This is a genomic window from Pseudomonas sp. FP2300, assembly GCF_030687595.1.
Classification (GTDB): Bacteria; Pseudomonadota; Gammaproteobacteria; order Pseudomonadales; family Pseudomonadaceae; genus Aquipseudomonas; species Aquipseudomonas bijieensis.
This window is the reverse complement of sequence record NZ_CP117440.1, coordinates 2,562,246-2,575,582: the sequence shown is the minus strand read 5'-3', so window position 1 is coordinate 2,575,582 and position 13,337 is coordinate 2,562,246. Positions and strand designations below refer to the sequence as shown.

Genomic DNA, 13,337 nt, shown 5'->3' with positions numbered 1-13,337 from the left:
ATAGCTTGTAATGGTTTTTACAACCTAAAAATAGTCAAGGCCGTAATAAAATTACGGCCTTGACTAGGAAGTTTTTACATCACCAAATATAAACGCCTATTACACCCACAAGTTATTCATGTGGCGGCTCGTAGATAGCGCACATACCTTTAACAATTTTACCGTCCTTCAAGTGGTAGTGGATAAACTGCGGCATGATAATGAACTGCCCCTTCTTTAGTTCACCTAAGCGCTCCAAACCATTTTCTTTCAACGCGTCCAAGGTCATGTCTTTGAACGCTTCAATTCTAACATCGGCTTCGAGTGCAACCATCGTGTCGTTAGATACAAATTTCTTAAGCGTAACTTTTTCTTCTACGTGAGCATGAAGAAAGGCGTATAGCTTTCTGATCTCCTCAGGTTTACGAAAAACGTAGCCGGAGAAGACCAACTCAAATTCGTCAGCCCAATGTTCAATCACCCCATCGTAATCACGAGCATTGAAAAGCTTAAGGTAATTTTCGTAGTCAGATTGATTCATATCAAAGCACCTTGTCAGCAAAAGCAGGTTTGTGAAATCCCGACCTTCCTATAAGAACCACAAGCAATCACCTATCCAGAGATAGGTATTAAGGCGCCTGAAAAAATCATGATGATGGAACTGCATCGACTTGACGTCGCTCTTCTATGCTTACCTTATGGCTGGCAAATAGGAAATCACCACTATCGCCACTAATCCGAAGGCCATTTACTTATTCAAACACCCCAAGCCCACCCATAGCACTAGCTTTCCCAGCCCCAGATTTCCCAGCAAGCCATTCGCGAGGTAGCCCACTCGAAAACCTAGTGCGGCCTATCTTTCGGCAGGTGATGCTAGCCTCTTCAGGCTAAAAAATGGGTGAGAGTTCAGGTTCGACGTGATCATCCTTCCAACTCTGAACAAAAAGAGATGGCTAGCGAGTCCATCATTAAAATATCAGAGGACACTTCATGTACCCATTCACAGACGGCTCCTTCGCAATTAAGAACGCTTGGTATGTCGCGGCTTGGCCAGATGAGATCACCCGCACTCCATTCGAACGCTGGATCTTAAATGAGCCGGTAGCACTTTATCGCAAGGAAGACGGAACACCGGTAGCCATCCAGGGTCGTTGCCCTCATCGCCACTTCCCGCTGGGCAAAAGCCAAGTGTGCGGTGATGACATCGTATGTGGCTATCATGGTATGTCCTTCGGGCCTGACGGCTCATGCACCGGTATCCCATCGCTGGGAGGAAAAGCACTCCCAGGTTATCGAATCAAAAGCTACCCGATCGTTGAGCGCGGCCTATGGGCGTGGATCTGGACTGGTGATCCTGATAAGGCCGATGAATCACTTATCCCGAACATGGAAGAACTCGGTTTCAACACCCCTGGGGTTCACTTTAGACCATTTTATCAACTTGAAGTTAAATGCCGCTATCAACTTTTGAACGACAATCTCCTTGATCTAACGCATATCGCCTATCTCCACGGAACCACTTTCGGTGCACCGGAAAACGCCTCCGCTCAAGAGGAACGAGAAGAACGCCCTGGGGTTCTGCTTAGTCGCAGATGGATGCGCAACATCGAACAAGTCAATTATATGCACTTACTTGACTTCGGCTACAAAGGCAACGTCGACCGTGTTTCAGGGATGAACTTTTATCTACCAGGATTTCATGCAGGGCTAGATGATACTTTCATTCCTGTCGACCACCCAACTAGAGGCGGCGAACGAGTGATTATGGGGCGAGTTTTTCATGCTGTAACTCCTGGCCGGCTGAACACAACGAACTACTTCTTTGGGATGGGAAGCACAAATGAGGCAGGTCTCGATATCATGTTCGAGTACCTTAAAGCTGTCATTCAAGAAGACGTATTCGCTAGTGAAGAAATTGAACAAATGCTGCAGCGAATCGGTGGAACTCCTCCTAAGGAGTTGCTAGTACGCAGCGACGTTAATGGAACCGCTGGGCGCAGGATGATGCAAGCGATGATTGACGCAGAAAATAACGTCATAACCCGCCAATAGCATTGAGATAGCAAAAACCACAATTGCTATACAGACTGAATCCCGTCGAAGGGTATAAGTGAAAGGACAACGACATGAAGCGCAGAACTCTTCTTCAAGGCAGTGCATTACTACCTCTGACGTTTCTTGCTGGGAAGACAATAGCGAGCACTCGTCTATTCGCCTCCCCCACTGGATCCTTCGAACTGGTTATCGCCGACGTCCGTTACCAACAAGGTCAACGATTCATTCAAAAAGCAACAAACCTAAACTATGTCACCCGTGGCGTACAAGGCGATCCTACAGGTCTCTGGCGCACCATTTTGCGCCCACTTTGGCGGGATAAAAAAAGCACAGTGGCCGGAATAACCAACTTGCAAGCATTGTTCTGCTTGGAAATGCTTGCTCGTGATCAAGGCATGCGACTTGTAGCGCGACGCGATCTACACCCCACAAATTGTTTGGCAGGTATTCCAGCAGTTTGCGGGGGGAGTGGCGAATATTGGGAAGCTAAACTAGACACCCTTCTTGAGGGGCAGTTAGAGAAGTTAAACGTATCGACTGCGAGCAAGGAACCCCTTGTAGCTTGGATCATCGCAGCGCCAAGCAACAGGGCTTAATCAAAGAAGACAGCTACACCTCAATAAGCAAAAGTACAAAGAGGCCAAAGATGACACTTCCCGCTGGAATTACTCAAGATACTTTCAATAACGCATTACGCGCTTTTGAGAAAGCAATTGGCACCGAATGGGTATTCAGTAAAGAAGAGGACGTAAGACTATACCGCGATGCTTATTCTCCCTTTGGTGGCGAGTCTCAAGAATACGTTGCATCGGCTGCCGTAGCTCCGGGTACCGCGGAGGAAGTGCAGGAAGTCGTCCGCGTTGCCAATAAATACCGAATCCCTCTGTATGCAATCTCAACGGGAAAAAACCTTGGTTACGGTGGCGCAGCTCCAAGCTATAGCGGGTCAGTAGTAGTAGATCTCAAGCGATTGAACCGAATCATTGAAGTAGATGAATCGCAAGCATTCTGTATCGTGGAGCCCGGGGTCAGTTACTTTGACCTTTACGAATATCTACAGGAGCATAAGTTAAAGCTTTGGATCGATTGTCCAGAACCGGGCTGGGGGAGTTTGGTTGGCAATGCGCTAGATAGAGGTGCAGGCTACACCTCCACGCGTTTCAGAAATCATTTCGATGCACATTGCGGCATGGAAGTAGTTCTCCCAAATGGTGAACTCATGCGAACCGGAATGGGGGCCCTTCCAGGGGCTAAGACATGGGGCCTATATAAAACAGGGTTTGGCCCTTGGGTGGACGGTATGTTCAGCCAGTCAAACTTTGGTATTGTCACAAAAATGGGTTTTTGGCTCATGCCTGAGCCAGATGCCGTGCTGCGCTGCACGGTAGATGCCAGCAAACTGAGTGATCTTGATCCCATGATCACACTCATGACAGAACTCGAAAATAAGGGAGTTTTCAACGGTTACCCAGACTTCTTTAGCCCGGTATTGGGTAATCCAGGCCTTGAAGGTCTTCACAAGTTTATGGTTAACGGGCCTTCTAGTGCAGACCCCGAATTTCTCCAGCTACTACAACGTGGCGCTAAGCCAGAAGAGTATGAACCTTACGCTATAAAGAACAATCTCCCATATTGGCGAATGATCTTCACTTATTATGGGCCTAAAAAAGTTATTGAGGCGCAGTGGGAACACACACAGGAACGCTTCCGAAAAGCAATACCAAATGCAAAATTTAATATTGTCGAATCATTTACAACACCGTTAACTGAAGCGGATAAGGCGAAAGTTGAATTCCCTGCAATGTACGGCATACCAAACTTACGTGGCTTTATCATCGGTACACGCTCAAATTGGAGCCCCGCACCGGCAAGCGACGGGCATATCGGATTTTCTCCGATTATCCCCCGACGCGCTGAAGAAGTGATAAAAATCAACCAAGTGTTAGGCGAAGCAGCGCGAAAATTCAATGTACCGCTCCCTTTTGCGATGAACGCACCAGTGCCTTCGTGGGAACGCTCATTCACGTTTGTAATTTTGTTCTGGATTTCCAAAGACCAAGAAGTAAACAAACGTACCCGCGCCGCATTCGAATATATGGTGAGAAAAGCAGCCGAGAACGGTTGGGGTGAATATCGAACCCCGGTCGCATTTCAAGATCTCGTTATGGACACCTATTCCTTCAATAACCATGCCCTCCTTCGCTTCCATGAAACGGTTAAGGACGCGATCGATCCAAACGGCATCCTTTCACCTGGGCGATATGGCATATGGCCTAAACATCTGCGCGATAGCAACAAGAAGAAATTCTAAATACTGTCAACAACCTAGAGGGTGGCACCTGCCGCTCTCTATTCAGAGTTCTTGAATAAGGCGAAACAGCACAAAAGTTTCAACTCAAACTCAAAGACAAGCAATGGAGAACCGAAATGAGTCTGTCGAACTGGAAAACAACAAACATTGACATTGATGCAGCCAGACGCGCAACTTTCGCTCGACGATCCGTTAACAAAGTAAAAATGCTACATCATCACGCTTTTCGTTGCCGTAATGCCCAACAAACACGCGAATTCTATGAAGGACTGTTGGGTTTTCCACTTGTCGCAATGTGCTTGGAGCCCATCGACCCCCTAACAAACGAAGCAAAACCATACGCACATATGTACTTCGAGCTTGCCGACGGCAGCGCGTTGGCATTCTTTGATTACCCTGCTCACTTTACTGAAAGTGATTTCCCAGAGGTAGATCAATTTGGCCACCATATTGCTATGGAGGTTACGGGTGGCGATGCGACCATTGATGATTATAAGCATAAACTTGAAGCCGCAGGTGTAGATGTATTTGAAATTGATCACGGTTACTGCCGCTCTATTTATTTTTATGACCCGAACGGAATGAGGGTAGAATTTGCGACCAATGTATCTGTTACTGAGCGTTTCTTCGCAGACAAATATCAGACCGTCGATGAAGACATGGCGGCCTGGAATGAGGAACGTGAAAAACATTTTGGTTCAACCAAGTTTGAATAGATCATGAGCATAGCAAGCACCCCAAATTTTGCCTATTCGGTGGATGGCTGCCGGATCGCTTACTGGACAATAGGCGACTGGCGACTTCCAACAATTGTATTTCTTCACGGTTTTGGATTCGACCATCAAGTTTGGCATGCTCAACTAGAAGACCCATACCTTCAAAAAAACTTTCATCTTATCGCCTTAGATATTCGTGGCCATGGGCTTTCAAGTAAACCGAATAATAAAGAAGCTTATATAGACGGCCGTCTATGGGCGGACGATCTCGCAGCTGTTTTGACCGCCGCTGACGCACATCAAATAACAGTTGTCGCATGGTCATATGCAGGTCGTATGCTCAACGATTATTTGCAATTTCGGGGAACTAAGGAACTTATAGGCATTAACTATATCGCCGCGGCGACTCTCTCCGATCCCGCTTTTGTAGGGCCTGCACATCACATTCTAGCAGATCTATGCAGTGAAAATACCTGCTCCGAACAGTATGCAGTACGGAAATTCATAGAAAATGTTATTCCATCAAAACTCAATAACTCCGAAATAGATTTTTTTGAAGTTCTGGCGCAAACCACGCCTATACTGCGGACATGGTTACGCAGCCGAACTCTCTGCTATGATGAGTTATTACAGAAATTAGATCTACCAGTGCTGATCAGCCATGGTGAGCAAGACCAGTTTGTACTTCCACTGCTTGGGGCGCGACTAAATGCTCATATGAAGAGTTCTCGACTGTCCCTGTACCCTCAAACGGGACATGCTCCCTTCTTGGAGAACGCTAGTCGTTTCAACTCTGAGCTTGGAAGGTTTGTCCTGCATTGCAGGACACAACGAAATATGAAATTTCCCGATCTCAATCTTTAGATAGGAGACCCCGCCTCCCTCATCCTCAAACATTCCATCAGTGCTGAAACGTATTGCCAGATCAGGTCCGTCGTTACCCCGCGTTATCAACCAGAGGCAAAATAATAATGAGTAAAGGCAAGCGAGTCATAGTCGTAGGTGCAGGCCCAGCCGGTGTTTTAACAGCTTATGGGCTAGCGAAACAAGGTGCACATGTCACTATCATTGACCGAGAAGCCGATGTAGTCAGCTCTCCTAGGGCCACGATTTACCTGCCTTCTACTTGTAAAGCACTTGATACCCTGGGCCTTCTTGAAGAAGCTAAAACATTGGGCCCAAGTACTTATGACTACCAATGTTTTTTTGCGCTGACCGGTAATGTTGGCCGCATGAGCCATAAACTCGTCGAAGACCTGACGCCTTATCATTTTATTCTTCATTTCGGCCAACACATTCTAGCTAAAATGGTACTTGCGCGTTTCCTTGCATTACCGAACACGCAGATATGTTGGAGCACTAATCTCGTTGAAATCGCAGAAAACGATGAAAAAGTGGTAGCCGTCGTTGATACACCGAATGGCCAGCAAACCCTGGAAGCCGACTGGCTCATAGGTGCAGACGGAGCACGAAGCACTGTTCGAAAACTGATCGGCGCTAGCTTTGATGGCTTTACTTGGCCCGATACTTTCATGGCCGCAAATATTTACTTTGATTTTGGCCTCCACGGATATGTCCCATCCAACATGATATCGGATCCAGTAAATTGGGCTGTTATTGCACAGATCGACAATACCGGGCTTTGGCGCGTAGCATATGGTGAGGATAGTGAGCTAAGCGAAGAGCAGCGCCTAGCCAGAGTGGATCAGCGTCTACGTCATTGGCTGCCGGAAGGAGCCGAGTACACTCTAGAGCGAGCAAACTCGTACCGTGTACACCAACGTTCAGCATCCTCCTATCGGGTGGGCCGAGTACTTCTGGCCGGAGACGCGGCTCATGCTACCAATCCAATAGGTGGGATGGGTTTTACCTCGGGAATTCAAGACGCATTAACGCTAATTGATTGCTTAAGCAGCGTGATTAATGAACATGCGAATGACGATACTCTCGACTGGTACGCTTATGAGCGCCGCCGTATTTTCCTCGAAGTGGCTAATCCTACGGCCATTGAGTTCAAACGACGGACACAGGAAAGCGACCCCGAGCGACGCCTGGAAGATGAACGCAACTTCCTTGAAATGACTGCAAACGAAGATATTCTCCGTCAGGCTTTGATGTCGGTATTTATTCTGGAAAGCCGGCCGTATCAGTCAGATTGGCGAGACACGCTAGTGAAGCAGGATTTAGACCAGCAGACAAACGGTAAAACTGTGGTAGGCGGAACAAGCAGCACGCTACGCAGGACCACAGAGATTGAATAAACGCATCAAGCCACGCCCTAACAGATAGATTTTGTGCCAGTCTGTTAATTTTGGAAGATGGCATCCCTTACGATTCGTAGCATACTCACTAGTGCTCGACTCATGATGGATGCCACACTCCCACCAGGCACGGGGCTGAGAGATAGCAATTTGACGCCCGGTGGGGACACAGATCAGAATTTATTTCCATTGAACGCTCCTCCCGGTAACGCTTGTTACTTTGCCACCAAAGCCAATCAACAGCTTCCACCATGAGCTCATAATTGTTGATGTAATTCTAAGATCTTCGTTGCCCTCAGGTAGCCAGCTTCGCCACTGCATCAGATCGGCGCTGTAACTTTCACCGCTGCCTCATTCACCACCTCCCGAATCTTGTCCATCAACGCCTGCGCTGCTGGCGATTGAAGCACTCCCGTCCTTGAGATGAAACCAATTGGCCGAGTGGTATGGCTTAGGGAAAGCGGCAGTTGAACAAGGTCACCACTGATCATTTCATGTTCCAGTTGATGCGCCGAAACGGCTGCGAGCATGTCTGAGCGCATCAACACGCCGCGCAAAATAGCCAAGTCACCCGTTTCAAGCACGGGGCTGGGTGGGGTAATGCCAATATGGGCGAAAAATGTGTCCAGCAGCTGTCGCGCCGGGGAACCGGCACGGGGCAAGATCCAACGGGCCGCACTCAAGTCTTCATAGACTAGAGTCCGCTTTAACCAAGGGTGGTCTCGGCGTACAAGAATGACCATTTCCTCTCGCAGCAAGGCCTCGCTCTGTAGGTCGAAGGCGTAGGCGGAAGGGCGTAGTGCGCCGAGGACAAAATCTACGTCGCCAGCGCGTAGGTCACTGGCCAACAATTCAAACGGGCTTTCGTTTGTGACAATCCGTACGTGAGGGTGTTCCTGGGTTAGACCTACGATGGCTTCGGGCAATATTCCCGTGCGCCCCAAAGGCAAAGCCCCTACGTGCACCGCACCTTGAAGAGTGCCCTTCAACGCTGCAATGTCCGCATCGATATGACGCAGCTCATTCAATGCTCGGCGCACACGCACCAGCATCGCAAGGCAGACGCGAGTGGGAAGTAAGCCATGGCGGGTGCGTTCAAACAGGCTAGCGCCACAACCTTGCTCAAGAATTTTAATGGCAGCACTAATCGCTGGCTGAGAAACGCCAAGGGTAATCGCCGTAGTTGGCATATGGTGGGTTTCACAGAGATTCACGAACACTTCCAGACGCCTGGTCTGGAATAGGTAACTTGGCTCGGCGGCGTCAGCCCGCGCCCGCCCCAGCAAAGACGGTACGAGGAGTAATTCATCCATGGCCCGCTTCGCCCGAGGCATCGCGCGCTCACCATAATCGGTCAGACGCATTCCACTGACATTGCGCTCAAATAACGAAACCCCGAGGCATTTCTCCAAGGCAAGGATGGCCCGAGTAACGACTGGCTGAGCACGGAAAAGCACGGCGGACGCCTTGGATACACTGCCGTATTCGACAACACGAAGGAAAGCTCTAATCTGCATCAGATTGGGCAACTCAGGACTGTACATCTCTACCTGCCGAGTTTTCGAGAAAGCGATTTGGTAGCATGCAGAATTTATCACGATAAGTAAAATGCATAGCTTCTACTGCCGAACGCATTATTCATCACCCGCTTGAAATGCGAACGTGGGCTAACAAACAGCCGTAACGTGAGCCCTCCAATGATCAATAAAACAAAAACTGCACTGGTTGTCAGCGCCCACTCTGCCGATTTCGTCTGGCGAGCAGGTGGTGCCATCGCCCTGCATGCCCAACAAGGGCACGCTGTTCACATCGTGTGTCTTTCCTATGGAGAGAGAGGTGAGTCAGCCAAGCTCTGGCGCAAAGGCGAGATGTCTGAAGAAAAGGTCAAAACCGCACGTCGCAGCGAGGCTGAAGCCGCAGCGGAGATCCTTGGCGCGAGCGTGGAGTTCTTCGACATCGGCGATTACCCAATGCGCGCAGACAAAGAAACGCTGTTTCGTTTGGCGGATGTATTTCGTCAGGTGCAACCAGAGTTCGTCCTCAGTCACTCGATAAAAGACCCTTACAACTACGATCACCCATTAGCGATGAACCTTACTCAGGAAGCACGCATTATCGCCCAGGCGGAGGGCTATAAACCTGGCGAAAAAATTGTGGGCGCCCCACCCGTTTACAGTTTCGAGCCTCATCAGCCTGAGCAATGCGAATGGCGTCCAGATGTTCTGCTAGATATCACTGAGGTCTGGGACAAGAAATACGCCGCCATCCAGTGCATGGCGGGCCAGGAGCATCTCTGGGAATACTACACGCGTGTCGCGTTGCAACGTGGTGTGCAGGCTAAGCGCAACATTGGTATCTCTTCGACTCGAAACATCGTTTACGCCGAAGGCTACCAAAGCATCTTCCCACGAGTGACGGAGAACTTGGCATGAGCGGATTAATCGGAAGAACTGGCGTCGTAGTGCGCAATATTCCCCGCGCCAATTCAGAACTGATCGACGAGCTGGATCGTTTCGGTGTCGCTACCGTACATGAGGCCCAAGGCCGTAAAGGCTTGTTGGCGTCGACCATTCGTCCCATTCAGCAAAATCATAGTATCAGTGGATCTGCGGTAACCGTTCTGGTCGCCCCGGGTGACAACTGGATGTTTCATGTTGCGGTAGAGCAATGCCAGCCTGGGGATGTGCTGGTTGTAGCAACCTCTTCTGCTTGCACTGACGGATATTTCGGCGACCTGCTTGCGACTTCATTGATGGCTAGAGGAGTAAAAGGGCTGATCATCGATGCCGGCGTTCGAGATACTCGCACTCTAAGAGAGATGGGTTTCAAGGTCTGGTCACGTGCGGTGCATGCACAAGGCACTGTCAAAGAGACCATAGGCTCGGTCAACATCCCGATTATCTGTGCAGGTCAATATATCGAGCCCGGAGACATTGTCATTGCGGATGACGACGGTGTGGTAGTGGTGCGCCGCGAAGAGCTACAAACAGTTGTCGACACCAGCAGAAAGCGTTCCGATCTCGAAGAGCAGAAGCGACTAAGGCTGGCGGCTGGTGAATTGGGTCTGGATATCTACGCTATGCGCGAGAAACTTGCAGAGCGTGGCCTTACCTACTACGACAGCCTCGAGCATTTGCAAGGGTGACGCCATGAGCCAGACCAGGATTCCATGCCTGATGATGCGTGGCGGCACATCCAAAGGCGCCTACTTTCTTGCAGAAGATCTGCCCGCACCTGGGCCTGTACGAGACCAGGTGCTTTTGGCCGTGATGGGCTCGCCTGATGCGAAGCAAATCGATGGTATAGGCGGCGCAAATTCACTAACCAGCAAAGTCGCAATCATCCAAACCTCCATTCGCCCGGACGCAGATGTAGACTACCTGTTCGGTCAGGTACAGGTTGATCAGTCTCAGGTCGATTACGGCCAGAACTGTGGAAATATTCTGGCTGGCGTAGGCCCTTATGCGATCGAGCGCGGTCTCGTCGATCCTCAGGACGGGGTGACGGCTGTGCGTATCTTCATGCAGAACACTGGTCAGATTGCTGTGATCAGCGTTAACACACCAGACCGAGTCGTCAACTATGTAGGAGACGCCCGCATAGACGGCGTGCCCGGCACCAGCGCTCAACTGATTGTCGAGTTTGAGGACATTGCCGGATCCAGTTGCGGAGCACTGTTACCGACTGGTAATGCGGTTGACCGTATAAATGGCATTGAGGTGACCTGTATCGACAATGGCATGCCGGTAGTGCTTATTCGGGCCAACGATGTCGGTCGCAGTGGGTATGAAAGTCCGGAGCAATTGGACGCTGACATCGAGCTCAAAACAGCGCTTGAGTCAATACGATTGCAGGCAGGCCTCTTGATGAACCTGGGCGATGTTACTGATCGCACAGTGCCAAAAATGTCATTGATTGCCCCTCCTCGTGACGGTGGCGCCATCTGCACTCGCACCTTCATTCCGCATCGCTGTCATGCCTCAATCGGGGTGTTTGGTGCGGTGAGTGTGGCAACCGGTTGCGCAATCCAACACTCGGTCGTCAGTGGGTTGGCGCACGTGGCGGATGGGGAGCAACTTCAGTTGTCAGTGGAACATCCAAGTGGCGAGTTTACCGTCGAACTGCGCCTCAAAGACGGCAAGCCAGCCGGATGCGGTCTGTTACGTACAGCACGATTAATCTTCGACGGTAATGTTTGCATCCCTAGGGCCATCTGGGACAACAAGGGGAATTAGTCATGACCACCGTTTCTCTGATTGGCTTCGGCGAGGCAGGCGCCATTTTGGGTCAGGATCTTGCTGCTCTAGGTCTGAAGGTTTATGCCTACGATCGACTGCAGGAAACCCAAAGCACGCGAGACGCGATGCACATCAAGGCCAGTCAATCCAGAGTGCAACTGTGCGAAAGCATCACTGAAGCAATCGCATCAGGGGACTGGATAATTTCAGCTGTGACAGCGGATTGTGCCTTGGATGTCGTTCGCACTGCAGCTCCGCTAATGAAGCCGGACCAACTGTTCATCGATATTAACTCGGTTGCCCCCTCTACCAAGCGGGAAGCCTTCGCCATCATGCAGAGGTATAGCATCGGTTATCTCGAGGCCGCCGTCATGGCTCCGATACCGCCTCAGCGCTTGAAAACACCCATTTTGTTAGGCGGCGAAAGGGCCGGTTTCGTGGCTGGGCAGATGAATCAGCTAGGTATGAATGTACGCCCAATAGCGGACGAAATTGGCATCGCCTCAGCGATAAAAATGTGCCGCAGCATCATGATAAAAGGCCTTGAAGCTCTTACCACCGAATGTCTCAGTACTGCTCGGCAGTATGGGGCCGAACTTGAAGTCTTGTCCTCACTCCACCAAAGCTTTCCTCATATGGGGTGGAATGATGGGCTGCCGAATTACTTGATCAGCCGCGTTGCTGAGCACGGCCGACGGCGATCTGAAGAAATGAAAGAGGTCGCAAAAACCTGTCGTGATGTAGGGGTGGCTTCAGGCATGAGCCAAGCCATCGTCTATGCCCAGCGTAACCTCGTCGATGCAATGATCGATGCAGATGTTGATTACAAAAAGCTCGAGCCATTCGACTGGACATCACTGGTCGACTCACTTTATGGGAGTCCATTTGCCCGAGAGGCCTCAGCGCAAGTGCGCGCGGCGGAGCGCGGCTCATCTTCCGAAGAGTAATCCTCACATTACTGAGTGCCGACCCCACGGCACATTTAGCTAAGCGAGAGCTCTCACTAAAACGCTCGCTGGCATTGCAGCGTGCGTATGAGAAGGAACTGCCTACGCCCAATACAGCCGCCTTAATCAACGTCACAGATTCATGCTGTGACGTTGGATTGCTGCATGCTCCCTCAACAGCATTTCTACGCGAGTCGTTTCACGCCTGCGCAGTGCCTCAACAATTGAGTGATGCTGACGGTGCGCATAGATCAAGTCGTCTCTTATCAGCCTTACGTTCGGGTCGTTAAACGTCATCACCGACGGGTGTACAAAAGGAACTGAGTGACAACGAGCAACGAGCTCTTCGAGGAGCGGTTTTCCGGCAGCCTGCAGGATCAATTCGTGAAAACGTTGGTTCATCACACCGTATGCCTGCTCAACCTCTTCATTTATATGCGGCTCATGAACAATTCGGTCGCCCTCATCCAGACAGGCTTGAAATGCTTCATCCAATTCGTCTGTCAGGCCTTTAACTGCGCCAATGCGAGCAGCCATACCTTCGAGAACCGCTCGCGCTTCCAGTGCGATCAAGCTCTCGTCATGAGTGAAAACCTTGACGGCATACCCTCTTTTCCCGACCGGGACGAGCAAGCCATCCTGAGCCAAAGTAGGCAGGGCCTGCCTCACTGGGGTGCGTGATAGCCCAAGCCGTTCCGAGATAGCGGCCTCAGTGAGTCTTTCGCCAGGTGCGAGCACCCCCCTTAAAATCAGTTCTCGAATTTTATGAGCTGCAAGAGCGTGTTGTTTCTGAAGCGACGAGCTTGATTCAACGACGTTGGACATTGGGA

General features: G+C 50.3%; 13 protein-coding genes. 10 read left to right on the top strand and 3 right to left on the bottom strand.

All coding sequences use genetic code 11. The features are described 5' to 3' along the window. Positions 1 to 112: 112 nt before the first annotated feature. Positions 113 to 520 carry a nuclear transport factor 2 family protein gene (locus PSH86_RS11550; protein WP_305489825.1) on the bottom strand — a complete coding sequence of 136 codons (408 nt, stop codon included), beginning with the start codon at positions 518 to 520 and terminating at the stop codon, positions 113 to 115. A gap of 449 nt (positions 521 to 969) precedes the next feature. Between PSH86_RS11550 and PSH86_RS11545 the strand changes: the two genes are divergently transcribed. The 6 genes from PSH86_RS11545 to PSH86_RS11520 all read left to right on the top strand — a co-directional run bounded on the left by PSH86_RS11545 (position 970) and on the right by PSH86_RS11520 (position 7,322). Beyond that, a complete protein-coding gene (locus PSH86_RS11545; RefSeq protein ID WP_305489824.1) occupies positions 970 to 2,031 on the top strand; it encodes an aromatic ring-hydroxylating dioxygenase subunit alpha in 1,062 nt (353 codons plus the stop codon). A gap of 74 nt (positions 2,032 to 2,105) precedes the next feature. Then, a complete protein-coding gene (locus PSH86_RS11540; protein ID WP_305489822.1) occupies positions 2,106 to 2,630 on the top strand; it encodes a hypothetical protein in 525 nt (174 codons plus the stop codon). Beyond that, positions 2,597 to 4,345, top strand: a complete 1,749-nt coding sequence (locus tag PSH86_RS11535; protein ID WP_305489821.1) for an FAD-binding oxidoreductase — start codon at positions 2,597 to 2,599, stop codon at positions 4,343 to 4,345. Before PSH86_RS11540 ends, PSH86_RS11535 begins: the two co-directional genes overlap by 34 nt. 116 nt (positions 4,346 to 4,461) lie before the next feature. Next, a complete protein-coding gene (locus tag PSH86_RS11530; protein ID WP_305489819.1) occupies positions 4,462 to 5,061 on the top strand; it encodes a VOC family protein in 600 nt (199 codons plus the stop codon). A 3-nt stretch (positions 5,062 to 5,064) separates the two neighbouring features. Beyond that, positions 5,065 to 5,925, top strand: a complete 861-nt coding sequence (locus PSH86_RS11525; RefSeq protein WP_305489817.1) for an alpha/beta fold hydrolase — start codon at positions 5,065 to 5,067, stop codon at positions 5,923 to 5,925. A 107-nt stretch (positions 5,926 to 6,032) separates the two neighbouring features. Further along, positions 6,033 to 7,322 (top strand): NAD(P)/FAD-dependent oxidoreductase, encoded by a 1,290-nt coding sequence (locus tag PSH86_RS11520; protein WP_305489815.1) that lies wholly within the window; start codon positions 6,033 to 6,035, stop codon positions 7,320 to 7,322. Between the two features lie 320 nt (positions 7,323 to 7,642). Here PSH86_RS11520 and PSH86_RS11515 read toward each other — a convergent pair whose 3' ends face one another. Continuing rightward, positions 7,643 to 8,866 (bottom strand): LysR family transcriptional regulator, encoded by a 1,224-nt coding sequence (locus PSH86_RS11515; RefSeq protein ID WP_305489813.1) that lies wholly within the window; start codon positions 8,864 to 8,866, stop codon positions 7,643 to 7,645. A gap of 153 nt (positions 8,867 to 9,019) precedes the next feature. On the opposite strand from PSH86_RS11515, the gene galB reads away from it, so the two are divergent. The 4 genes from galB to PSH86_RS11495 are packed head-to-tail and all read left to right on the top strand — an operon-like array spanning position 9,020 to position 12,507. Then, positions 9,020 to 9,754, top strand: a complete 735-nt coding sequence (gene galB / locus PSH86_RS11510) for a 4-oxalmesaconate hydratase (RefSeq protein WP_305489811.1) — start codon at positions 9,020 to 9,022, stop codon at positions 9,752 to 9,754. Beyond that, the gene (locus PSH86_RS11505) at positions 9,751 to 10,467 is read left to right on the top strand and encodes a 4-carboxy-4-hydroxy-2-oxoadipate aldolase/oxaloacetate decarboxylase (RefSeq protein WP_305489809.1); all 717 of its coding nucleotides are present in this window, start codon (positions 9,751 to 9,753) and stop codon (positions 10,465 to 10,467) included. Before galB ends, PSH86_RS11505 begins: the two co-directional genes overlap by 4 nt. A 4-nt stretch (positions 10,468 to 10,471) precedes the next feature. Further along, positions 10,472 to 11,557 (top strand): 4-oxalomesaconate tautomerase, encoded by a 1,086-nt coding sequence (locus tag PSH86_RS11500; protein ID WP_305489807.1) that lies wholly within the window; start codon positions 10,472 to 10,474, stop codon positions 11,555 to 11,557. 2 nt (positions 11,558 to 11,559) lie between these two features. Then, the gene (locus PSH86_RS11495) at positions 11,560 to 12,507 is read left to right on the top strand and encodes an NAD(P)-dependent oxidoreductase (RefSeq protein ID WP_305489805.1); all 948 of its coding nucleotides are present in this window, start codon (positions 11,560 to 11,562) and stop codon (positions 12,505 to 12,507) included. Positions 12,508 to 12,639: 132 nt separating this feature from the next. Here the strand turns inward: PSH86_RS11495 and PSH86_RS11490 are convergent, their stop codons facing one another. Then, the gene (locus PSH86_RS11490; protein WP_305489803.1) at positions 12,640 to 13,332 is read right to left on the bottom strand and encodes a GntR family transcriptional regulator; all 693 of its coding nucleotides are present in this window, start codon (positions 13,330 to 13,332) and stop codon (positions 12,640 to 12,642) included. Positions 13,333 to 13,337 lie beyond the last annotated feature (5 nt).